The sequence below is a fragment of the Halopenitus sp. POP-27 genome (genome assembly GCF_029889855.1).
GTDB lineage: Archaea > Halobacteriota > Halobacteria > Halobacteriales > Haloferacaceae > Halopenitus > Halopenitus malekzadehii.
This window is the reverse complement of the sequence record NZ_JARANU010000005.1, coordinates 103,545-123,444: the sequence shown is the minus strand read 5'-3', so window position 1 is coordinate 123,444 and position 19,900 is coordinate 103,545. Positions and strand designations below refer to the sequence as shown.

19 protein-coding genes, 1 other RNA gene and 1 pseudogene are annotated in these 19,900 nt (G+C 67.2%); 7 read left to right on the top strand and 14 right to left on the bottom strand.

Going from position 1 to position 19,900, the window contains the following annotated elements:
* Window positions 1-33 precede the first annotated feature (33 nt).
* Together OQF70_RS04965 and OQF70_RS04960 are read right to left on the bottom strand one after the other, a co-directional pair.
* Window positions 34-345 (bottom strand): hypothetical protein, encoded by a 312-nt coding sequence (locus OQF70_RS04965; RefSeq protein WP_280536214.1) that lies wholly within the window; start codon window positions 343-345, stop codon window positions 34-36.
* An 82-nt stretch (window positions 346-427) separates the two neighbouring features.
* Entirely contained in the window at window positions 428-715 is a 288-nt protein-coding gene (locus OQF70_RS04960; RefSeq protein WP_280536213.1) for a zinc ribbon domain-containing protein, read from the bottom strand.
* 85 nt (window positions 716-800) lie between these two features.
* On the opposite strand from OQF70_RS04960, the gene OQF70_RS04955 reads away from it, so the two are divergent.
* The gene (locus OQF70_RS04955) at window positions 801-1,097 is read left to right on the top strand and encodes a hypothetical protein (RefSeq protein ID WP_280536212.1); all 297 of its coding nucleotides are present in this window, start codon (window positions 801-803) and stop codon (window positions 1,095-1,097) included.
* 489 nt (window positions 1,098-1,586) lie between these two features.
* Here the strand turns inward: OQF70_RS04955 and ffs are convergent.
* From ffs to OQF70_RS04935, 4 genes are all read right to left on the bottom strand, one after another.
* Window positions 1,587-1,898, bottom strand: an RNA gene (ffs, locus tag OQF70_RS04950) — signal recognition particle sRNA.
* Window positions 1,899-2,040: 142 nt separating this feature from the next.
* On the bottom strand, window positions 2,041-2,457 hold the full coding sequence (locus OQF70_RS04945; protein WP_280536211.1) for a hypothetical protein: 417 nt from the start codon (window positions 2,455-2,457) through the stop codon (window positions 2,041-2,043).
* A gap of 88 nt (window positions 2,458-2,545) precedes the next feature.
* Entirely contained in the window at window positions 2,546-3,040 is a 495-nt protein-coding gene (locus tag OQF70_RS04940) for a redoxin domain-containing protein (RefSeq protein WP_280536210.1), read from the bottom strand.
* 85 nt (window positions 3,041-3,125) lie between these two features.
* Window positions 3,126-3,476, bottom strand: coding sequence for a cupin domain-containing protein (locus OQF70_RS04935; protein ID WP_280536208.1), 351 nt, complete (start codon window positions 3,474-3,476; stop codon window positions 3,126-3,128).
* 105 nt (window positions 3,477-3,581) lie between these two features.
* Here OQF70_RS04935 and OQF70_RS04930 point away from each other — a divergent pair, with 105 nt between their 5' ends.
* Complete coding sequence (locus OQF70_RS04930) at window positions 3,582-4,379, top strand: SDR family oxidoreductase (RefSeq protein ID WP_280536206.1); 798 nt, start codon at window positions 3,582-3,584, stop codon at window positions 4,377-4,379.
* Window positions 4,380-4,505: 126 nt separating this feature from the next.
* Here OQF70_RS04930 and icd read toward each other — a convergent pair whose 3' ends face one another.
* Complete coding sequence (gene icd, locus OQF70_RS04925; protein WP_280536205.1) at window positions 4,506-5,768, bottom strand: isocitrate dehydrogenase (NADP(+)); 1,263 nt, start codon at window positions 5,766-5,768, stop codon at window positions 4,506-4,508.
* A 182-nt stretch (window positions 5,769-5,950) separates the two neighbouring features.
* Here icd and OQF70_RS04920 point away from each other — a divergent pair, with 182 nt between their 5' ends.
* Window positions 5,951-6,379 carry an EamA family transporter gene (locus OQF70_RS04920; protein WP_280536204.1) on the top strand — a complete coding sequence of 143 codons (429 nt, stop codon included), beginning with the start codon at window positions 5,951-5,953 and terminating at the stop codon, window positions 6,377-6,379.
* Window positions 6,380-6,485: 106 nt separating this feature from the next.
* A complete protein-coding gene (locus OQF70_RS04915) occupies window positions 6,486-7,367 on the top strand; it encodes a DUF2071 domain-containing protein (protein ID WP_280536203.1) in 882 nt (293 codons plus the stop codon).
* Window positions 7,368-7,417: 50 nt separating this feature from the next.
* Here OQF70_RS04915 and OQF70_RS04910 read toward each other — a convergent pair whose 3' ends face one another.
* Window positions 7,418-8,707, bottom strand: coding sequence for a Glu/Leu/Phe/Val dehydrogenase (locus tag OQF70_RS04910; RefSeq protein ID WP_280536202.1), 1,290 nt, complete (start codon window positions 8,705-8,707; stop codon window positions 7,418-7,420).
* Window positions 8,708-8,996: 289 nt separating this feature from the next.
* Between OQF70_RS04910 and OQF70_RS04905 the strand changes: the two genes are divergently transcribed.
* Together OQF70_RS04905 and OQF70_RS04900 are read left to right on the top strand one after the other, a co-directional pair.
* The gene (locus OQF70_RS04905) at window positions 8,997-9,401 is read left to right on the top strand and encodes a PH domain-containing protein (RefSeq protein ID WP_280536266.1); all 405 of its coding nucleotides are present in this window, start codon (window positions 8,997-8,999) and stop codon (window positions 9,399-9,401) included.
* Entirely contained in the window at window positions 9,398-11,068 is a 1,671-nt protein-coding gene (locus OQF70_RS04900; RefSeq protein WP_280536201.1) for a PH domain-containing protein, read from the top strand. The genes OQF70_RS04905 and OQF70_RS04900 overlap by 4 nt, the downstream gene beginning before the upstream one ends.
* A gap of 33 nt (window positions 11,069-11,101) precedes the next feature.
* On the opposite strand, the gene OQF70_RS04895 is transcribed toward OQF70_RS04900, so the two are convergent.
* The 5 genes and pseudogenes from OQF70_RS04895 to OQF70_RS04875 all read right to left on the bottom strand — a co-directional run.
* Complete coding sequence (locus OQF70_RS04895; protein ID WP_280536200.1) at window positions 11,102-11,857, bottom strand: ABC transporter permease; 756 nt, start codon at window positions 11,855-11,857, stop codon at window positions 11,102-11,104.
* Complete coding sequence (locus OQF70_RS04890; protein WP_280536198.1) at window positions 11,854-13,032, bottom strand: ABC transporter ATP-binding protein; 1,179 nt, start codon at window positions 13,030-13,032, stop codon at window positions 11,854-11,856. The genes OQF70_RS04895 and OQF70_RS04890 overlap by 4 nt, the downstream gene beginning before the upstream one ends.
* 104 nt (window positions 13,033-13,136) lie before the next feature.
* Window positions 13,137-14,612 carry a heme o synthase gene (gene cyoE / locus OQF70_RS04885; protein WP_280536196.1) on the bottom strand — a complete coding sequence of 492 codons (1,476 nt, stop codon included), beginning with the start codon at window positions 14,610-14,612 and terminating at the stop codon, window positions 13,137-13,139.
* Between the two features lie 152 nt (window positions 14,613-14,764).
* On the bottom strand, window positions 14,765-15,208 hold the full coding sequence (locus OQF70_RS04880; protein ID WP_280536194.1) for an FAD synthase: 444 nt from the start codon (window positions 15,206-15,208) through the stop codon (window positions 14,765-14,767).
* A 110-nt stretch (window positions 15,209-15,318) separates the two neighbouring features.
* Window positions 15,319-15,801: pseudogene (locus tag OQF70_RS04875) on the bottom strand (Mov34/MPN/PAD-1 family protein); the annotation flags it as partial.
* 121 nt (window positions 15,802-15,922) lie between these two features.
* Between OQF70_RS04875 and OQF70_RS04870 the strand changes: the two are divergent.
* The gene (locus OQF70_RS04870; protein WP_280536191.1) at window positions 15,923-17,980 is read left to right on the top strand and encodes an OB-fold nucleic acid binding domain-containing protein; all 2,058 of its coding nucleotides are present in this window, start codon (window positions 15,923-15,925) and stop codon (window positions 17,978-17,980) included.
* A gap of 102 nt (window positions 17,981-18,082) precedes the next feature.
* On the opposite strand, the gene OQF70_RS04865 is transcribed toward OQF70_RS04870, so the two are convergent.
* Complete coding sequence (locus OQF70_RS04865; RefSeq protein WP_280536190.1) at window positions 18,083-19,894, bottom strand: phospholipase D-like domain-containing protein; 1,812 nt, start codon at window positions 19,892-19,894, stop codon at window positions 18,083-18,085.
* Between the last annotated feature and the right edge of the window lie 6 nt (window positions 19,895-19,900).

The window sequence follows — 19,900 nt, the reverse complement described above, 5'->3', positions numbered from 1 at the left end:
CGGGGCAAAACGGCCCGTCGCGTCCGCGACCGGTCACATCCCCATATCCGCGGCTGCCTCCGGAACCGGGAGGTCGGCGACGGCCACACCCAACCGCTCGGCGGCGTGATCGAGCGCCATATCGAACCCGTAGTAGCGTTCCAGCTCGTCTCCCTTTGACCCGGTTCGAACCTTCAGCATCGCGTAGCCGTCGACGTTCTGGGCGATCGCCGCGGTCCGTCCCTCGCGGTCGAACGCGAGCACGCGCTCGCCGTCAGTTTCGGTGTATGTCGCGGTGACGTCGCCGGCGTCGGCGGTAACCGTGGACGAGCCATCGTTCGCGTCGGTTCGGGTCGGATCAGCCATACCTCGCGTTCGGACCGAGGGCCTTCGAACCCATCGATCGGTGCGAGGACGGGAGCTGACCATCGGGTGTCGGTACCGACGTCTATCTCGCTCGCCCGCCCCGTTGGGCCGTCGCGTCCAGATAACTCGTGTAGCCGCCGACGGCGAGGCCGAACCCGACGACCGCGAGCGCGAAGCCGATCCACCGGGTGAGTCCGACCGTGAACGCTCCAAGCAGGAACCCGAACAGGAACGCGAACACCCCGATCACGACTGCCCCGGCCGCGAGGATCGGCGTCGGCTGGAGCTCGCCGCAGTGGGGACACACGCGGGCATCCGCGTCGATCACCTCCTCACAACCGAGACAGCGGACCGTCCGTCGATCGGTCACATCACCACGTTCGACCGGGGTGTCTTATAAAGACACGGCTCCGGGCGCCGGACGACTGAAGGGGATCGCCGCCGTTGGTGCCCGTATGAGCGAGTCCGATCCGTGGACGACGATCGACCTGGCCCGCCCGGACTGCACCTCGATCGACGTGAGCGTGGGGGAAAGCGACCTCTCGGTCGGGGCACCCGGTGAATCCCCTGATTACGCGTCGATCGACGTCGAGACGACCGACGACGAGGACCGGGTCATCGTGAGCATCGAGACGACCGCGGGCGACCACGGAACCGGGATCGCGAGCGCGGAACTCACCGCCGCGGAGGCGGGGCAACTGGCGGACATCCTGACCGACGTCGTCGCCAAGCGGGAAGATAGGTCGGATTGACATCCTCCCCGCGCTGAAGCACGAGGATTCCTTCGTGGGACAACACGCCGTTCGTGCGTCCCCGAAGGCACCCTGACCAGACCACGAGGGTCTGGCTGTGGTTTGTGAGTAGTGCGTCGGGCCACCAGAGGTGGCGTGGTGTGCTTGGGTATCCGCTTGCACCTCACAGGCCGTGCCATCGACCCGACTCACCCGCGATGGGCGAGTAGACATCCGACACAGGGTTGCTTTTTGATAGTGGAGACCCCAATCCAACTCCATTTTTCGCCTGATGTGCTTACTCTACGATATACTGTCAGGGCTAATAAAATCTCTTGGTTAGCGTCTCTGTTGTCGGATTCATCTCCGTCCCCAGAAGTCTGCGACTGCTGGTGTGCCAGCAAATCGCTATGCGATTTGCGACCGCGCTAAAGCGCGGGGCTTTCTCCTTGATTCTCCGTAAGAGACGCACGACTCACGGACGAACGATACGTGTGAACGGCGTATGAATGGTGGACGACCGGATTCGCCCGGCGTTCCGACACGGGGAATCCCGGTTGCCTCCTCCACCCCGCGATCCGACGAGCGACGCACGTCCGGCGGTGGGCTGCTCGCTTCCGCGTCTGACCCGGTACCACCGACGAACCACGACTGGCCGCTCCTGCGAGCGGGCGCCGTGAACCGCTGTCCCCGTCGGACGAGGCTTCCACGTTGGCTCCCGGGGCCCGAGTCGGTCCGACCGGACTCCCCCGGCGTTCGGTCCCCGCTGAAGACTACCTCACGGGTAACGGGCGGGGCCTAACCGCCCGACCTAGTCCGCTTGGTCGTACACCGGTCCGACTTAAGGGCCTTTCGTTCCACGGGGTCGGTCGTCACCGCCGACGCCGATGACGCCGACGATCCCCGAGGCCGATGATCCCTGACGCCGCGGGCCACCCTTGACCACCAGTCCGACAACCGTCGATCACTCGAGCACCGATCGGGCGTACACGCCGGCGCTGGCGGCGACCCCGATCGCGGCGACGACGACCGCCGTCGGGTGCCACTCGATCCAGCGATACTCCCGTGGAAAGCTGTACAACACGGTGTCGTCGAGCGCGAACCACCAGAGCACCGCACCGACGAGGACGACGGCGCCCAGCGCGACGAGCCCGCCGGCCATCGTGACCGGATCGACGTTCCCGCGCTCGGCCGAGGCGAACGCGACACCGCCGACGGCGGTAAAGAGGACGATCGCCGTGAGCCCGATCGGGCCGGCGCCGTAGTAGGCGCCGATCAGATCGGCGTACCCGTCGATCAGGAGAAACGGTGCCGCGGCGGCGATCACCGTGAGAAAACAGACCAGCGCGCCGATCCGGGACGCGAGGTGACGGACGTTCATACCGCCGGCTTCGTGCGGGGCGGCTTAAAAAGGGACGATCGACGCGAGCGGCCGAGAGACCCCACTCGGCAGCCGACCTGCGGGCGTCTCACTCGGCGGCGGCCGCGACGGCATCGCGGACCTCGGGAACGAACGTTTCGAAGTCGGGATTCTCGCCCTCGCGGACCCACCGATAGGTGACGATCCCGTCGTCGTCGATCACGAACACGCTCCGCTGGGCGACCTCGATCCGGTCGTACATATCCCCGTAGACGACGTCGTATTTCCGGATCACCTCGTGATCCCAGTCGGAGAGCATCGGGACGTCGATGTCCTCGGTCTCCATCCAGACGTTCTGCGCGAACGGGAGATCGACGCTGATGCCGTAGACGTCGGCGTCGAGCGCCTCGAAGTCCGACAGCCTATCGCTGAAGGTACACATCTCCTCGGTACACCCGCCCGTGAACGCCGCGGGGTAGAACGCCAACACGACGGGGCCATCGCCGATCCGGTCCGAGAGTCGAAAGTCGTCCAGATCGTTGTACGCCGCGCCGCCGGCGAGCGGGACCGCGAAATCGGGTGCTTCGTCTCCGACGTCGACCATACGCCCCGTGAGACGGGGACGGCATATATACACCCGTGCTCGGGAGCGCGGGTGGGGCCCCACGGGACACCGATACCGTCGACACTCACTCCTCGCGGTCGGTCCAGAAGTCGAACGAGCGGCCGGGCGCGAAGACGTCGAGCCCCACCGCGCGCTCGTCGCCGGTGTTCTCGACGCGATGCGCCTCCCACCCGTCGAGTTTCACCGAGTCGTACCGCTCGAGCGTGACCGTCTCGCCCGAGTCCGACTCCACGGTCAGCTCACCCTCCAGACAGAGGCATACCTGCTCGTTCTCGTGGTCGTGCATCGGCGAGCTGTGTCCCGGTGGCTTCTCGAACCACTCGAATGAGAACTGGTCGCTTCCTGCCAGGGCCGCCCGCATCCAGCCGTCGTCCGGTTCGTACGTCTCCGCGTCGTCGAATGCGACGTGGTCCATACCCGATGTTGGGACATCGTCGCAAAACGGTTCCGCATTATGTGACCCCGGCGCGTCCTGCGGGATGCGAGAAACGTTTCCGTATTCGACCCGATATCGTTCCGTATGGACCTCGAAATCGCCGATAACTCGGCACTGGTCACGGCATCGAGCCGTGGATTGGGGAACGCCTCGGCGACCGCACTCGTCCGTGAGGGTGTCAACGTCGCGATCAACGGTCGGAATGTGGACGCGCTGGAGGAAGCTGCTGCGGAGCTTCGCGAGGAAGCCGCCGGCGACACCCGTGTGCTCCCGATCCAGGGTAATCTGACCGACGAGAACGACATTGAAACCCTCGTCGAGACCACCGTCGACGAGTTCGGCGGTCTCGACCACCTCGTGACCTCCGCGGGCGGCCCGCCGAGCGGTCCCTTCCTGGAGACCGACGACGAGGACTGGTACGAGGCCTACGACCTGCTCGTGATGAGCGTCGTCCGCCTCGTTCGCGAGGCCGCCGACCCGCTCCAGGCCGACGGCGGCGGCACGATCGTCAACATCACCTCCCGCAGCGTCAAGGAGGCGATCGACTCGCTGGTCCTTTCGAACTCGGTCCGGATGAGCGTCATCGGGCTCGAAAAGACGGTCTCGAAGGAGCTTGCACCCGAAGTCCGTGCCAACGCGGTCCTCCCAAGCGCCCACGAGACGTCCCGGATCGAGGATCTGATCGAACAGGGCGTCGAGCGCGGCGAGTACGAGAGCTACGAGCAGGGGCTCGCGGAGCGCGGCTCCTCGAACCCACTCGGTCGCATCGGTGACCCGATGGAGCTCGGCAACACCGTCGCGTTCCTCTCCTCGCCGAAGGCCGGCTACATCAACGGCCAGGCGATCCCGATCGACGGCGGTGCCGGCAAATCGAACCTGTAGCGAGCGACGGCATCGACGCACAGCCGACGCGGTGTCTCCGCCGCTCCTCGCTCTGTACGTCGCTTTGGAGGCGCTCGTTTCGAAAAATGCGGTGTCGTCTGTAGTTCCGCCGTCGGTGGTGGCCGGTTAGGCCAGATCGTGGATGTTCTCGACGACCGTGTCGGCGAACTCGCTGGTGGAGAGCTTCTCCCCGCCCTCGATCTGTCGATGCAGGTCGTAAGTAACCGTACCGGCGGAGATAGTCTCCTCGACGGCGTCGCGGACGAGGTCGGCCGCGTCGTTCCAGCCGAGGTACTCGAGCATCTCACGGCCCGAGAGGATCATCGCGGTCGGATTGACCTTGTCCTCGCCGGCGTATTTCGGCGCCGACCCGTGGACCGGCTCGGCCAGACAGCGGCCGTGGCCACGGTTGATCCCCGGCGCGATGCCGAGTCCGCCGATCTGGGCGCCGGCGGCATCGGACATGTAGTCACCGTTAAGGTTCATCGTCGCGATGACCGAGTATTCGTCCGTCCGGGTGAGGATCTGCTGGAGCATATTGTCGGCGATGCGGTCATTGACGACGACCGTGCCCGCCGGCTGCTCGCCGTCGTATTCGTCCCACAGCTGGTCCTCGGTGATGACGTTCTCGCCGTACTCCTCTTCGGCGACCTCGTAGCCCCAGTCCCGGAAGGCGCCCTCGGTGAACTTCATGATGTTGCCCTTGTGGACGAGGGTGACCGAATCGCGCTCGTTGGCGACCGCGTAGTCGATCGCCTCGCGGATGAGCCGTTTGGAGCCGAACTCGGAGATGGGTTTGACGCCGATGCCGACGGGACCGTCGTGGATGACGTCCGGGACGTCCATCTCGTCCTCGAGGTACGTCCGGACCTGCTCGGACTCGTCGGTGCCGGCCTCCCACTCGATGCCCGCGTAGACGTCCTCCGTGTTCTCCCGGAAGGTGACCATGTCCATCTGCCCGGGATCTTTGACCGGCGATGGGACGCCCTCGAGGTGATAGGTCGGACGGACGTTGGCGAAGAGGTCGAGCTTCTTGCGCAGCGCGACGTTGAGGCTCCGGAACCCGGCCCCGACCGGCGTCGTGAGCGGGCCCTTGATGGCGACGCGGTGTTCGCGGATCGCGTCGACGGTCTCCTGTGGGAGGTTTTCATCGTACTTTTCGCGGGCGGACTCACCCGCATACACGCGCATCCAGGCGATCGATCGGTCGGTCGCCTCAGCGGCGGCGTCGAGCACCGTCTGGGCGGCCGGACCGACGTCGGTACCGATCCCGTCGCCGTAGATGATCGGAATGATCGGCGTGTCGGGAACGTTCAGCTCGCCGGTTTCCTCGTCGACGAGCGTGATCCGTGTTCCGTCCTCGGGGACGGATATATGGTTCGTACTCATAGTCGGCTAAGGCTTACCAAACCGACCTAAAAAAACACCCGCTTTCCCGGCGTAGGCGCCCCGGATCGCCGATTCGGATCGGGTGTCTCTCTCCGATGCACGCCCGCTATCGGTTCGTCCGGTTCCGGAAAGACGGTCACCGATCGGAACCGACAAGCCGACACCGACACAGGGTTCGGACGATGCAACCGTACGTCCCATACTCGCTGTTGGCCGTCGCGGCCTACGCGCTCGTCGCCCCCCTGATGCGGATCGCGACGTCCGGGTCGAACGCGATCCCGAGCGACGTCGCCGCCGCGATCTCGAACCTCATCCTCGTCGTCGCCGCGGTCGCCGTCGTCCTGTTCAGCGGACAGGACCTCGCGGGCCATCTCGGGAGCCCGAAGGTCGTCTACGTCCTCGGTGCGGGCTGTTTCCTCGCGGTGGGGATCCTCTCGTACTACCGAGCGCTTGCGCTCGGTCCCGTGAGCGTCGTCACGCCCATCTTCGCGACCTTCCTCGTGTTCAGCTCCGTCATCGGAATCGCCGCGCTCGGCGAGTCGCTGACGCTACAGAAAGCCGTCGGGATCGCCTTCGCAATCGGGGGCGTCTACCTCGTCTCGACGGCCTGAGGCGGTCGACGTCGTACTCGGAGCCGCGATATTGCGATCGACAGTACGCTGGGATCACGCTTGCGCTGGAGTCACACCTTTGAGTCGGCCGTCCCCATCTCCCAGTATGTTCGGCCGCGATCCGATCGAGATGACCTGGGAAGACGTCGGGTTTCTCCATTGGCCCGTCGATCCCGCCACCGTGGCGGATCGACTACCGGACCGGCTCGAAGTCGCGACCGTCGACGGGGACGCCTACCTCGGCGTCGTTCCCTTCGTGATGCGCGACATCCGGATACGGGGACTCCCGATCGGGCTTTCGTTCGTCGAACTCAACCTTCGAACCTACGTCGACGGTCCCGCCGGACCGGGCGTCTACTTCCACTCGCTGGACGCCGACGATCCGATCGGTGTCGCGATCGCACGGACGCTGTTCGCGCTGCCGTACTATCGGGCCGACGCGTCGGTCAGACGCGAGTACGCCACCGCGACCCGAACGGGCACGAGGCCGAATACGGGTACGGATCCAGCCGTCGAGACGACGCCGGCCGCACCCACGACGACCGAGAACGAGTCGGGGGCCGGAGAGCCACCGATCACGGCGGTTCACGTTCGGAGTCGGCGCACGCACGGCGGCGCGGACCTGGCCGACTTCGACGCGACCGTTCGTCCGACCAGCCCCAAAACCGGCGGCCCGACCAGCCCCAAAGCCAGCGGCCCGACCAGCCCCAAAGCCAGCAGCTCGACCACGGCCGACCCCGGAACGCGTGCAGCGTTTCTCACTGAGAACTACCGGTTTTACGCCACGGCGGGGGACGCAGCGCTACTTCCGAGCGGGCTCTACTGCGGGGAGATCGACCACGAGCCCTGGCCCCTGCGGGAGGCGAGCGCCGAGATTCGGGCCAACACGCTGTTCAAAGCGAACGGGTACGACCATCCCGAAGGAGATCCCCTGGTTCACTACTGCCGATCGCTTTCGGTCACCGCCGACCGGATCCGGCGGGTGTGAGACCCCGGCGGCGACGCCGGTTCCGGGGACGGGAGACACGCCCCAGTGGCTTAGGGGAACAGGCCGCGGTACTCGTGGGCACGCCCGATCCGCTCGAGCGCGATCGTGTACGCTGCGGTCCGGAGATCCGGAACGTCGCCCTGGTCGTATCGTTCGATGGTCTCGTCGAAGGCCGAACCGATCCGCCGCTCGAGTTCGGCGTTGACCGTCTCGAGGGGCCAGGAGAACTCCTGGGAGTTCTGCACCCACTCGAGGTAAGAAACGATGACGCCGCCGGCGTTCGCGAGGATGTCCGGCACGATCTGCACGTCGCGCTCGGAGAGCACCTCATCGGCCGCGACCGTGGTCGGTCCGTTGGCGGCCTCGACGATCGCGTTCGCCCGGACCCGGTCGGCGTTCTCGGCGGTGATGACGCCCTCGACGGCCGCCGGGATGAGCACGTCGACGTCGAGCTCGAGCAGGTCGGCGTTGGAGATCTGCTCGGGCTCGTCCCACTGCGTGCGGTCCGCGACCTTGAGATCGCCGGCGGTGTACTCCTCGATCAGCCCGCCGGCGTCGACGTGCGCGCCGAGCGTCGGGACGTCGAGCCCGTCCGGGTCGTAGGCCGCACCGGTCACGTCCGAGGTCGCCACGATCCGCGCGCCGGCGTCATCGAGCAGCCGCGCGGCGTGTGACCCCACGTTGCCGAACCCCTGGACCGCGACCGTCGCGTCGCCGAGGTCGTTCTCCAGATACTCGAAGAGGCGCTCAGTGATGATGGAGACGCCACGCCCGGTCGCGGCCACGCGCCCGGGCGTCCCGCCGATCTCGAGCGGTTTGCCCGTGACGACCTTCGGGACCGTGTATCCCTCGTACATCGAGTAGGTGTCCATCATCCAGGCCATCGTCTGCGGGTTCGTGTTCATGTCCGGCGCCGGCACGTCGGTCTCGGGGCCGATCAACCGACGGATCCCCTCGGTGTACCGCCGGGTGAGCCGTTCGAGGTCGTTGTCGGTGAGGTCCTTGGGCTCACAGATGACCCCACCCTTGGCGCCCCCGTATGGGAGATCAACCAGGGCGCACTTCCAGGTCATCCATCCCGCGAGGGCTTCGACCTCCCGCTGGGTGACGCTTGGGTGGTAGCGAACGCCGCCCTTGAACGGACCGCGGGCGCTGTCGAACTGGCACCGATACCCCTCGAACACTTCCACGCCACCCGATTCGAGCTCGACCGGGAGCGTCACCTTGAGCGTCCGCTCGGGGTATTTGAGCCGCTCGAACACGCCGTGGTCGACGTCGGCGTACGTCTCGGCGCGGTCCATCTGGGCGAGCATGTTCTCGAACGGATCGTCGTTGCCCATATCCCGAGTGCAGCATCCCCCCCGAAATCAGTTTCGGGTGCCTTTGGTTGTGACAATTATTGCCAGCCAACGGTTCAGCAGTCACCTCGGTCGAGCGTCGTCGCCGGTTCGGTGCGAACGGGGCGATCGCCGCCTCCCGAGACTTATACCCGACGCCGAACAAGCCGGGGGTATGGCTGCCGACCCCACCTCCGACTCCGCGGCCGAGTCGCCACCCCCGGATCCGGCGACCGTCACCCGTCGACTCGACGGCCGGATCCGCGTCGTGTGGATCGTCCGATCGATCCTGATGTCCGCCCTTCTCGCGGGATTCGCCGCCGTCATCGGCCGGTTCCTCGAGACGCCGTGGTGGACCCCAGCCGTCGTCGGCGTCCTTGCTGTGGCCGTGTCGGTTCCATATGCCCTCGTCCGATATCGGCGCTGGTCGTACGCGATCCGTGAGGACGCGCTGTACCTCGATCGCGGGGTCATCACCCGCGTTCGAACGGTGGTGCCGCTCGTCCGGATCCAACACGTCGACTCCCGCCGCGGCCCGGTCGAACGAGCCACCGGCTTGGCGTCCTGCGTGGTGTATACGGCCGGATCGCGCGGCGCCGACGTCCGGATACCGGGGTTGACCCCCGAGGACGCCGACGACCTCCGTGAGACGCTCAAACGGCTCGCGATCCGTGCCGAGGGGGAGGACGCGGTGTGAAACTGTCCCCGCTCTCGATCCCGTACCGCGCCCTTCAGAAGGCGTCGACGGTCCTCGTCGCGCTGTTTTTCCTCGGCACGTCCGGGATGGTCGATGGTCTCGTCACGATCGGCATCGGCGTGCTGGTCGCGGCAGCCGCGCTCGCCTACGAGACCGCCTATTACCGGCGGTTCGAGTACGAGTGCACTCCCGACACGTTCGACATCGCGTCCGGCGTGATCTCCCGGCGTGATCGGGAGATCCCGTACGGACGGATCCAGAACGTCGACGTCTCCAGAAACGTCCTCCAGCGTCTCCTCGGCATCGCCGCCGTCGATCTCGAAACCGCCGGTGGGTCTTCCACCGAGGGCGCGATCCGATACGTGGCCGCCTCGCGGGCGACCGATCTCCAGCGGGAGATCCGGCGACGAAAGGCGACACGAGCTGACGACCGGTCGGCGGCGCAGGGAGCCGACCGGCGGGCCAGCGATCCGGATTCCGCCGATCGCTTGGAACCTTCCGTGCCGACCGAGGACTCGGAAACCGAACTGTTCACCCTCTCGCCGGCGGAGTTGGCCCTCGTCGGTGCGCTCTCGTTCGACCCACGACTGATCGGTCTCCTGGCGTTCGTCGGCTCCGGGTCGGTCCCCGCACTCTCCGGGTTCCTGCCGACCACGACCGCGCTCGTCGTCACGATCACCGGGATCATCGCCCTCGGGCTGTTGCTCGTGGCCTCCTGGATCATCGGTGCCGCGGTCGCCATCACCAACTACTACGGGTTCCGGTTGACCCGCACGGGTGACGACCTTCGGTACGAGCGGGGGTTGTTCAAACGGTACTCGGGGTCGATCCCGACCGACAAGGTGCAGAGTCTGACGATCACCGACAACCCGGCAAAGCGGTTGGCTGGATACGCGACGCTGACGATCGAAACGGCGGGCTATGCCCCCGGACAGGGCGGCACGTACGGCAGCCAAGCGGCCGTTCCGCTTGCTCGCCGCGATCGGGTTCGCGAGCTGGCGCGTGAGATCGAGGCGTTCGACGACCCCGACTTCCGGCGACCGCCTGCGCGTGTTCGCGTTCGATACGCGATCCGATACGTTGCGATCGCCGTGGCCCTCACCGCGATCGCGTTCGGCGCCGATCGGTTCGTTGCCGCCACGATACCGTGGTACGTCACGGCGGCGCTCGTTCCCGTTGCCGTGATCGCGGCCCACTACAAGTGGGTTCACCGCGGCTACTGGCTCGGCGAGAACCACCTTCTCACGCGTGTCGGGTTCTGGAAGCGGAAGACGCGTGTGGTTCCCTACTACCGGATTCAGACCGTGATCGACGCGCGAACCGTGTTCCAGCGCCGATGGCGGATCGCGACGGTCGTCGCCGATACTGCCGGGTCCAGCGGATTCATCGGGCGCGATGCCGCCGCGTTGGACATCGATGCCGACGCCGCCGAGCGACTTCGAGTCGAGCTTTCCGACCGGCTCCGGACGGCACTGGCTGACCGCCGAGATCGCGGGGGTCCGTCCGCAACACGCGCCCCCACGGCGACCGATCACGACTCCCCGCCGACTGCGGATGGGACGGGCACATCGGACGTCGATCGATCGGCGGACGATGGCGGGTTCCGCTGGATCACCGACGACCGCCAGTCGGCGGCTGATGAGTCGGGTCCCGACGCCGACCGGTAACCGGATCCCGACGCCGACCGGTGACCGCACCCCTCACTCGGCGCGCGGGAGCAATCGCGCCCCGACGGCGAGCGTGAGAACGGCGATCGCCGCGAGCACGGCCAGATCCCCGGCCCACGGCCCGCCGTCGTAGGTGATCGCTCGCACGCCGCGCGCGAAGTAGGTCAACGGCGAGACCGCGACGGCCGGCAGAAACCACCCCGGGAGCAGCGACGGCGGGACGAAGGTTTCAGACAGGAAGAGAAGCGGGAGGGCGATCGTGTTGCTGGCGGCGATCACCCCGTCCTGCGTGTCGGCCACCGATCCGAGGACCGCGCCCACGCCACAGAACGCCGCCACGCCGACGGCGACGAACGCGGCAACGGCCGCCAACGCGGGAGTGATGCGAACGGCGGCGTCCGTCACGAGCAACACGAGTCCGAAGACGAGCAGACTTGCAACGCCGATGATCGCGACGTTCACGAGCGTGTGTGCGAGCAACCACTCGACTCGGGTCAGCGGCGTGGTCGCCAGTTTTTCGAACCGGTTCCCGTCACGATGGCGGGCGATCTCGGAGCCGACCCGCGAGAGGGGGGTAAAGAGGACGACGACGCCGATGTAGCCGGGGAGGTAGTAGCCGGCCGGCTCGGCGAACAGGCCGCCGCCGGTCGGCTGTGTCCGGACCAGCGCCCCGAAGATCACCACGAGGATCACCGGGAAGAAGAACGTGAAGAAGACCGCCGTTCGCCGCCGCAGGAACGACCGGGCCGCCGCGATCGTCTCCGACCGAATCCGACGCAGGCGGCTCATCGACTTCCTCCATCGGTCGCGGCACGCGACGAGGACGGCCCCGATCCGGCGGTCGAGTCGGCGGTGTCGACAGACTCCCCGGTTCCGGTGGGGCGATAGGCTTCACCCGTGAGTTCGAGGTAGACGTCCTCGAGCGACGGCTCGCTCCAGGACACCGACTCGATGTCTATCTCCGCAGCGGTCAGCGCGTCGAGCACGTCGTTGATCCCCTCGAGCGGAACGTCGTCCACCTCGATCGCCGTCCCGTGGGTCCCATCGGCTGTCTGACCGGCAGTCGGGTCGGCAACCGAGTCGGCGTGTGCCCCCCGCTCCCGGATCTCGAAGTGGGTGTTCGTTCGGATCGCGGCGACGCCGGCTTCGCGAGCGGTCACAGCGTCGGTGGGTTCGTCCGTCTCCGGAATCTCAAGCGTGACCGAGAGCGTGGGGTGCCCGCCGTACTCCGCGATCAGCGACGCCGGCGAGCCGACGGCGACGATCGTCCCCTCACGCATCAATCCGACGCGATCGGCGAGTTGCTCGACCTCGCCCATCGCGTGGCTCGTCAGGAAGACCGTCGTTCCGGCCGCGGCGGCCGCCCGGATCACGCGGTGGATGTCCCGGCGACCGGCCGGATCGATGCCGGTCGTGGGCTCGTCCAGAAAGAGCACGTCCGGGTCGTTGACGAGCGCGGTCGCCACACACGCGCGCCGTCGCTGTCCCCCCGAGAGCGTTTCATACCAGGCGTCCGCGTCCGACTCCAGCCCCACGTCGGCCAGGACGGCATCGACGTCGCGGGCATCCGTGTACAGTCCGGCATAGTACGACACCAGTTCACGGGCCGTGAGCCGCCCGGGTGGATCGAACGACTGCGGAAGCAGGCCGATCCGTTCCGGATCGACCGCCGCCGGTTGGGCCCCCAGGACGCGCACGGTCCCGTCGACCGACGTCGTCCCGGTGAGCGCCCTGACGAGCGTGGTCTTGCCGGCGCCGTTCGGACCGATGAGCCCGAACACCTCGCCGCGACCGACCGCGAGGTCGGCCCCAGAAAGTGCCGTCACGTCGCCGTAGGACTTGTGCACGTCGGCGGCGTGCAAGACCGGCTCGCCGTCGTCGGCCCGTCCGCCGTCGTTGGTTCCGCCGCCCGCATCGGCAGTCGTCCCGCCACCGCTCCCGTCGGCGTCGGAATCGGTTCTCATACCCGTCGGTCGGAGTCGAGTCCGCCTAAGGGATTCGCTTTCCCGCATCGGGATGGACGTCACGATGGAGGACGCGGCTCCGATGCGGGGCGAATACGTCGAGGCTACACGACGAGCGAGTCGAAGACGACGGCCAGCAACACGAGCCCGAGATACGCGTTCGACGCGTGGAACGCGCGGAACGCCGCCGTTTCCGTCTGTTCGTAATGAAGCCTGACGACGGCCCACAGAAAGACTGCGCCGAGCGCGACGCCGACCACGAGGTAGACGACCCCCAGCGCGTCGGCGGTCGCGGCGAGAACCGCCGCGGCCACGAGCGTCGCACCCAGGTACCACAGGATGTGTCGACGTGTCGTCGTCCCGCCGCGGACGACCGGCATCATCGGGAAGCCGCCGCGCTCGTAGTCGTCGCGGTACGCCAACGCGAGGTTGTAGAAATGCGCCGGCGTCCACAGGAAGATGAGCGCGGCCAACAGCAGTCCGCCACCGCCGATCTCGCCGGTGACGGCTGCCCAGCCGATCAGTGCCGGCAGCGATCCTGCTGCCCCACCGAGAACGGTGTTCTGGACGGTGTTCGGCTTCAAAACCAGCGTGTAGACGATACTGTAGAACGCGATCGCGGTGGCGCCGAGCGCGGCCGCAAGCGGATTCACCAGCCAGAACAATCCCACCGAAATCGCCGTCAGCGACAGGCCGAAGGCGATCGCGTGGCTGACCGGGATCAGATCGAGCGCGAGCGGACGATCGGCGGTTCGCTGCATCCGCTTGTCGACGTCACGTTCGAAGACGTGATTGAACGTTCCCGAGGCGCCGATCGCCAGCGATCCGCCGACCAGGGTGAAGGCGATGGTTCGCGGCGTGAACGCCGCTCCGTCGACCATTCCGCTGGCGAGCGCCATCGCCGCCGCGGCGACGAGACACAGCAGCCACATCAACCGTGGTTTCATCAGCCGGAAATACGCCCGTGCGGTCGCCACCCGTCGCGGCCAGCCACCGGCCGGGATGGACGGGGATTCGGAGGCGGAGGCGTCGTCGATGTCGGGGTCGAGGGATACGGTCGGGTTGGCGTCGCCGGTCGAACCGGGCTCAGCGACGGGATCGTCGTGGACGGATCCGGGAGGCGTCGGGTCCTCGTCGGGATCCCCGGTTTCGGCCTCGAGCCACCACGTCAACGCCGCAAGCGACGTGGCAAAGATGGCGATCCCCGTCACCAGATGTAGCACCGAGACGGATCGCGTGATGTCCGTGGTCGCGATGTAGGCACCGAACCCCGCCTGTATCGGGTACGCGAGAAGGACGAGCGCCGTCGCGGCTTTAACCCGGGTCGCGGCGCGGTCGCGAAAGACCGCCACCGCCGCAGCGACCACGAGGAGGCCGACGACGATCGCGGCCACGCGATGCCCGATCGCGATCCACCCGATCGGGTCCGTCGGCGTCGTGTATCCGGTTCCACAGGCCGGCCAGGCGGTACAGGCGGTGGTCGCATCCGAGAGGGCCGTCGTCGCGCCGACGACCAACAGGAGATAGATCCCGATCGTCGCGGCCGAGAGCAGCGCAGGGACGCGGTCGGGTACGCTCACTGATCCTGGCTTCGGGTCGACCACATATATCTCCCGCGTTTTGGCGAACGTCTCCTCGGCCGATCCGTCAAGTCTGTCGATCCGTCAAGTCTGTCGATCCGGCCGATGAGAACCACGGATCGATCGCCCCGATCGATCGTCCCCGGAACGCCCTACCGATCGGCGTCGCCGCCGCGTTCGGCGAGAATGCGGTCGATGATGGCGCCCGTGGAGAGGACCTCGTCCGCGTATTGTTGCTCCCGGGGACTCGCTCGCTCGACGCGGCAGTCGATACCCCGACTCGCGAGCTGTTCGGCAAGCGCCTCCGGGTCGTGGTGTTGGTCATATCCGAGGACGATGACGTCCGGATCGAGCCGTTCGACGGGGACGAAGATGTCGGATTCGTGGCCGAGATGGGCCGTGTCGACCGCGGCAAGGGCGTCGACCATCTCCCGTCGCTGTTCGTCCGAAAGGATCGGCGGACGCTTGTGGGTCACGTTCGCCGCCCGAGCCACGATGACGTGCAGTTCCTCGCCGTAGGTCGCGGCGTCCTCGAGGTAGTGAACGTGTCCAGGATGCAGGAGATCGAAGGTTCCCTGTGCGAGGACGCGGGTCACCGCAACCACCCGCCGGCGTCGTCCCCGTCGTTTGCGTCGTCATCGCGGTCGGAGCGGTGCGTCTCCCCGTTCTCGACGTCCGTCGCCGTGTCGACGTCGACGCCTTCCGCCTCCAGTTCCCGATCGATGTCCGCCTGCGTGAAGTCGAAGAAGTGTGACTCCGGTAGATCGACGTCGAGGACGTCTATCGTCGTCGGATCGCCCTCGTTGTCGAAGACCCGCCAGTCGCCCCACTCGTAGGGTGCGCCGACGATGATGTGGACCTGTCCCTGTCCGAACGTCGCCAGATCGGCCGCGCTCGGACGGAGCGCTCCGTTCGGGTGGGAGTGAACCGATCCGACCGATTGGACGTCGTTCGGCTTCATGTTCGTTCGCACGGTCGCGCTGACCGGGTTCGACTCCGTCCCCGGAATCACGAGGACGTCCGTGATAACCTGTCCGGATCGGTCCGTATCCAGGTCGAGCTTGCGTGCGTCCTCCGCGCGGAGGAACCCCATATACTCGTTCGGGTGCGTGTCCTCGCACGCCTCGAGGATGAACTCCATCGTCTCCCGGGCGATCCCGAGAAGTTCGTCCGACCGGAACAGGCGCATACGCCGACCTCCGAGCCGTCGCTTCAAAGGGATTCCGGAGTCATCGCCCGCCGCACACCGACACTCACACGCGAAACCGAAGATAGCAACCTTAACACCGGCCCGTCCGCAATCGATCGGTATGACCGACCAGACCGCCGGGGATTCCGGCACGCGGGACGATTCGAGTCCCGAACCCGAGGCCGAACACGCCGAGGGGACCGATGCGTTCGAGTACGTCGACGACGCCGAGCCGACCGACGATACCGATGTGGGAACCGCGTCCGACGCGAGCGCCGAGGAGGACGTTCCCGCCGATCCCGGCGCAAGCCCCGAGGACGACCGGCCGGTCGTCTACGACCTCGCACCGGACTGCACACGCGTCGACGTCGAGACGGACGCCTACTACCACGCCGAAGTCAACGGTGTCGTGGAGTACGGCGTCTTCGTCGACGTTTCGGATGCGGTCTCCGGACTCGTTCACGAATCGAACCTTGAGAACGACTACGATGTCGGTGATCGATTCGTCGTCGAGCTCGAGGAGATACGGGAGAACGGCGACATCGCCTTCGACGACGTGTCGCTGACCGACTACCGAACCGAGATAATCGAGCACGAACCAGCCATCACGCGCGTTCGCGGCCTCGAACCGGCGACGAACGTCACGATCGAGGGCGAGGTCGTGCAGGCCAAACAGACCGGTGGGCCGACGATCTTCGCCGTCTCCGACGCCTCCGGGATCGTCTCCTGTGCCGCCTTCGAGGAGGCGGGCGTTCGGGCGTACCCCGAGATCTCCGTCGGCGACCTCGTCCGGGTCGGCGGTGACGTCGAGATCCGGGAGGACGCCCTCCAGATCGAGGTCGAGTCGATGACGCCGATCTCCGGCGATCGAGATGGCGAGGCTCGAGCGCGGCTGGAGTCGGCGATCGAGGAGCGGGCCGAGCCCCGCGACGTCGACCCGCTCGTGGAGTGGGACGCGTTCGCCCCGATCCGGGAGGACCTCCGCGACCTCGCCCGGCTGTTGCGGCGGACCGTTCTTGAGGGACGACCGATCCGGGTCCGTCACCACGCCGACGGCGACGGAATGTGTGCGGCGATCCCGGTCCAACACGCGCTCGAAAACTTCGTGCAGACGGTCCACGAGGACCTGGACGCGCCGCGACATCTGTTCAAGCGGCTGCCCAGCAAGGCGCCCTACTACGAGATGGAGGACGTCACCCGTGACCTCAACTTCGCGCTGGACGGCCAGGCGCGCCACGGCCAGAAGCTCCCGTTCCTGCTGATGCTCGACAACGGGTCGACCGAGGAGGACGTCCCAGCCTACGAGAACCTTGCCCACTACGACATCCCGATCGCGGCCGTCGACCACCACCATCCGGACCCGGAGGCGGTCGAGCCGCTGTTGGACGCCCACGTCAACCCGTACCTCTACGACGAGGATTACCGGATCACCACCGGGATGATGTGTGTCGAGCTCGCCCGACTGATCGATCCCACGATCGACGGCGAGTTGAACCACGTTCCGGCGGTCGCGGGCCTCTCCGATCGGTCGAAGGCCGAGACGATGAGCGACTACCTCGAGCTGGCTGACGCGGCCGGCTACGACCGCGACGACGTCCTCGACATCGGCGAGGCGCTCGATTACGCCGCCCACTGGCTCCGCTATTCGGAGGGCAAAACGCTCGTCAACGACGTCCTAAACGTCGGCTGTGAGGACGCTGATAGACACGAGCGTCTCGTGGAGTTCCTCTCGGAACGCGCCGAACGCGACGTCGACCGGCAGCTCTCGGCGCTCGATGGCCACGTCGAACACGAGCGGCTCGCCTCCGAAGCACACCTCTACCGCGTCGACCTCGACGAGTACGCCCACCGGTTCACCTACCCCGCGCCGGGGAAGACCACCGGCGAACTCCACGACACCCGGGTTCAGGAGACCGGCGATCCGGTGATAACGATCGGCTACGGTCCGGACTTCGCCGTCCTGCGCTCGGACGGCGTCAGACTCGACATCCCGCGGATGGTCACCGAACTGAACGATGAGCTTCCGGAGGCCGGCGTCTCGGGCGGCGGTCACCTCGTCGTCGGCTCCATCAAGTTCGTGAAGGGACGGCGGGAGGAGGTCATCGAGTCGCTCGTCGAGAAGATGGCCGACGCCGAGATCGACGAGGCGCTCTCCTCGGCGACCGTCCTCGAGGAGTAGGTCGGTACCCCGCCGTCGACGACGCGTAACGGGTTGCTGTTCGGATTCCGCAACACCTGCACGGTTTTAAGCAGACGATCCGTACCGGCTTCACCACCAGCCTCAGGTGAATCTCACCCGCCGACGGACCAGCACCAGCGCCGCGCCGCCGACGGTCACGAGTCCCCCCGTGATTCCGATCGGGAACCGGACGCTGCCGCCGCGCCAGTCGGCGACGAACACCGTGTGGAAGTAGTCCGCGGCCGTGGCGCTCTCGAACGCGACCAGTACCTCGCGGTTCCGGGTCGCGGCTGACGGGTTCCAGTTGAGGCTCCCGACGACGACGGTGTCGTCGGCGACGAGACCTTTGGCGTGGATCTTCGCGTACCGACTCCGAGGCTCGGTCACCGCAACCGACAGCGGGATCGAGTCGGCGGCGGCTCGGGCGTTCAGCCGCGCTGCGAGCGCCTCGTTCTGCTCCGCGTCGTACCACGCGTTCGAGAGGAGGAGACGACTGTCGACGCCCCGCTCGGCCGCCCGAATGACGGCGTTCAACAGCCGCCACTCGGGGCCGTCGCTTCGGGGGACGGTCACGAGCACGCGCTCGTCGGCGGCGTCGATCCGCTCGACGATCCCGTCGGCCGCGTTCTCAGGGGCGAGCAGCAGCTCCACGTTCGAGGCGGTGGTCCGGTGGGGTTCGAACCGCGACGGATAAGTCCCGTTGGCTCGCCCGCCCTCGTGGACGGTCACGGTTTCGCGGGCCCGTCGCCACGGCACCGCGTCGACCGCGGTCGCATCCCGGTCGAACACCGACGCAAGCTCGTCGGCAAACCCGCGGTCGAACACGGTGACGCCCCAGCCGCGGTTCCCCGCGCCACCGGTTCCGGAGGGCTTCCAGTTCTCAGTGAGAACGACCGCTCGACCGTCGACGACAGCGTACTTCGGGTGGTGGTAGGCGAACCGGGATCGCGGTCCAGCCAGGACGCGTGGTTCGATCCCGGCCGCGGCGAGGCGATCCAGCGTTCGCGCGGTCTCCGCGGAGAACCCGCCGACCGGATCGCCCTCGACGAGAACCCGAACCGTCACGCCGCGTCGGTGCGCCGCGATCAGCTCGTCGGCGATCCGCGTCGACGAGAACGTGTAGCCGGCGAGAAACAGCCGATCTTCGGCCCCCTCGATCGCCGATAACGGCGCGTCGCTCGCGTCCGGAAGGACGAACGCCTCCACCGTCGCGGAGCGGTTCGCCGGGTCGTCGGACGGATCGATGCTGTCGGAGCCGTGCGGTCGGTACCCGTACGGGCGCCACCCGTCGCCGCGGAGTCCCTCCCACGACCGGTTCCAGACTTCGGCCTCCCGAGCCCGTTCGTAGGCGACGACGTCGACCGGCTCGCCGTCATAGGCGAGGACGATCCGGTCGCCGGATGCCGACAACGGAAAATACCCGGGCAACCGGTGAACGGGAACGTCGACGTGGACGCCTGCGGCATCCGGTGCCGTACTCAGGGCGACCCGACCGGAGACGTTCGACGGGAGCCGCGTGTCGTAGTAGCCGTCCGAGAGGGTCCAGTTCCCGGCGACCGGCAGGTCAACGATCAGGTATTCGCCCTCGTTACCCGCCGCGATCGGGTTCGGATACAGTTCCACGATGACCCCACCGGAGGCGACCGAGGCGTTCTCCCGATCCGTGGCGCTCGCCGTCCGTCCATTCCTGGCGGTCGTCGTCCGTCCATTCCTGGCGGTCGCCGTCTTTTCACCCCTGACGGTCGCCGTTTCCCCGTCCACGGTCTCGCTCGGCGCCGGCGTCGTCGATGCTGACGCGCCGTCGGCGACCGTCGGGACGCTCACGCCACCGATCGCCGCTCCAAGCAGGAGTGCGACGACGAGGAGGAGACGGCACCACCGCGGGCCAGTCGATGTGGCATCGATCGAACGCACGGGACG

Excerpts from the sequence above, each read along its gene's own strand:
- OQF70_RS04930 (WP_280536206.1), top strand. The coding sequence starts at position 3,582 with ATGGACCTCGAAATCGCCGATAACTCGGCACTGGTCACGGCATCGAGC.
- OQF70_RS04915 (WP_280536203.1), top strand. The coding sequence starts at position 6,486 with ATGTTCGGCCGCGATCCGATCGAGATGACCTGGGAAGACGTCGGGTTT.
- icd (WP_280536205.1), bottom strand. The coding sequence starts at position 5,768 with ATGAGTACGAACCATATATCCGTCCCCGAGGACGGAACACGGATCACG.
- OQF70_RS04945 (WP_280536211.1), bottom strand. The coding sequence starts at position 2,457 with ATGAACGTCCGTCACCTCGCGTCCCGGATCGGCGCGCTGGTCTGTTTT.
- OQF70_RS04955 (WP_280536212.1), top strand. The coding sequence starts at position 801 with ATGAGCGAGTCCGATCCGTGGACGACGATCGACCTGGCCCGCCCGGAC.
- OQF70_RS04905 (WP_280536266.1), top strand. The coding sequence starts at position 8,997 with ATGTCCGCCCTTCTCGCGGGATTCGCCGCCGTCATCGGCCGGTTCCTC.
- OQF70_RS04965 (WP_280536214.1), bottom strand. The coding sequence starts at position 345 with ATGGCTGATCCGACCCGAACCGACGCGAACGATGGCTCGTCCACGGTT.
- OQF70_RS04910 (WP_280536202.1), bottom strand. The coding sequence starts at position 8,707 with ATGGGCAACGACGATCCGTTCGAGAACATGCTCGCCCAGATGGACCGC.
- OQF70_RS04920 (WP_280536204.1), top strand. The coding sequence starts at position 5,951 with ATGCAACCGTACGTCCCATACTCGCTGTTGGCCGTCGCGGCCTACGCG.
- OQF70_RS04940 (WP_280536210.1), bottom strand. The coding sequence starts at position 3,040 with ATGGTCGACGTCGGAGACGAAGCACCCGATTTCGCGGTCCCGCTCGCC.
- OQF70_RS04890 (WP_280536198.1), bottom strand. The coding sequence starts at position 13,032 with ATGAGAACCGATTCCGACGCCGACGGGAGCGGTGGCGGGACGACTGCC.
- OQF70_RS04895 (WP_280536200.1), bottom strand. The coding sequence starts at position 11,857 with ATGAGCCGCCTGCGTCGGATTCGGTCGGAGACGATCGCGGCGGCCCGG.
- OQF70_RS04935 (WP_280536208.1), bottom strand. The coding sequence starts at position 3,476 with ATGGACCACGTCGCATTCGACGACGCGGAGACGTACGAACCGGACGAC.
- OQF70_RS04870 (WP_280536191.1), top strand. The coding sequence starts at position 15,923 with ATGACCGACCAGACCGCCGGGGATTCCGGCACGCGGGACGATTCGAGT.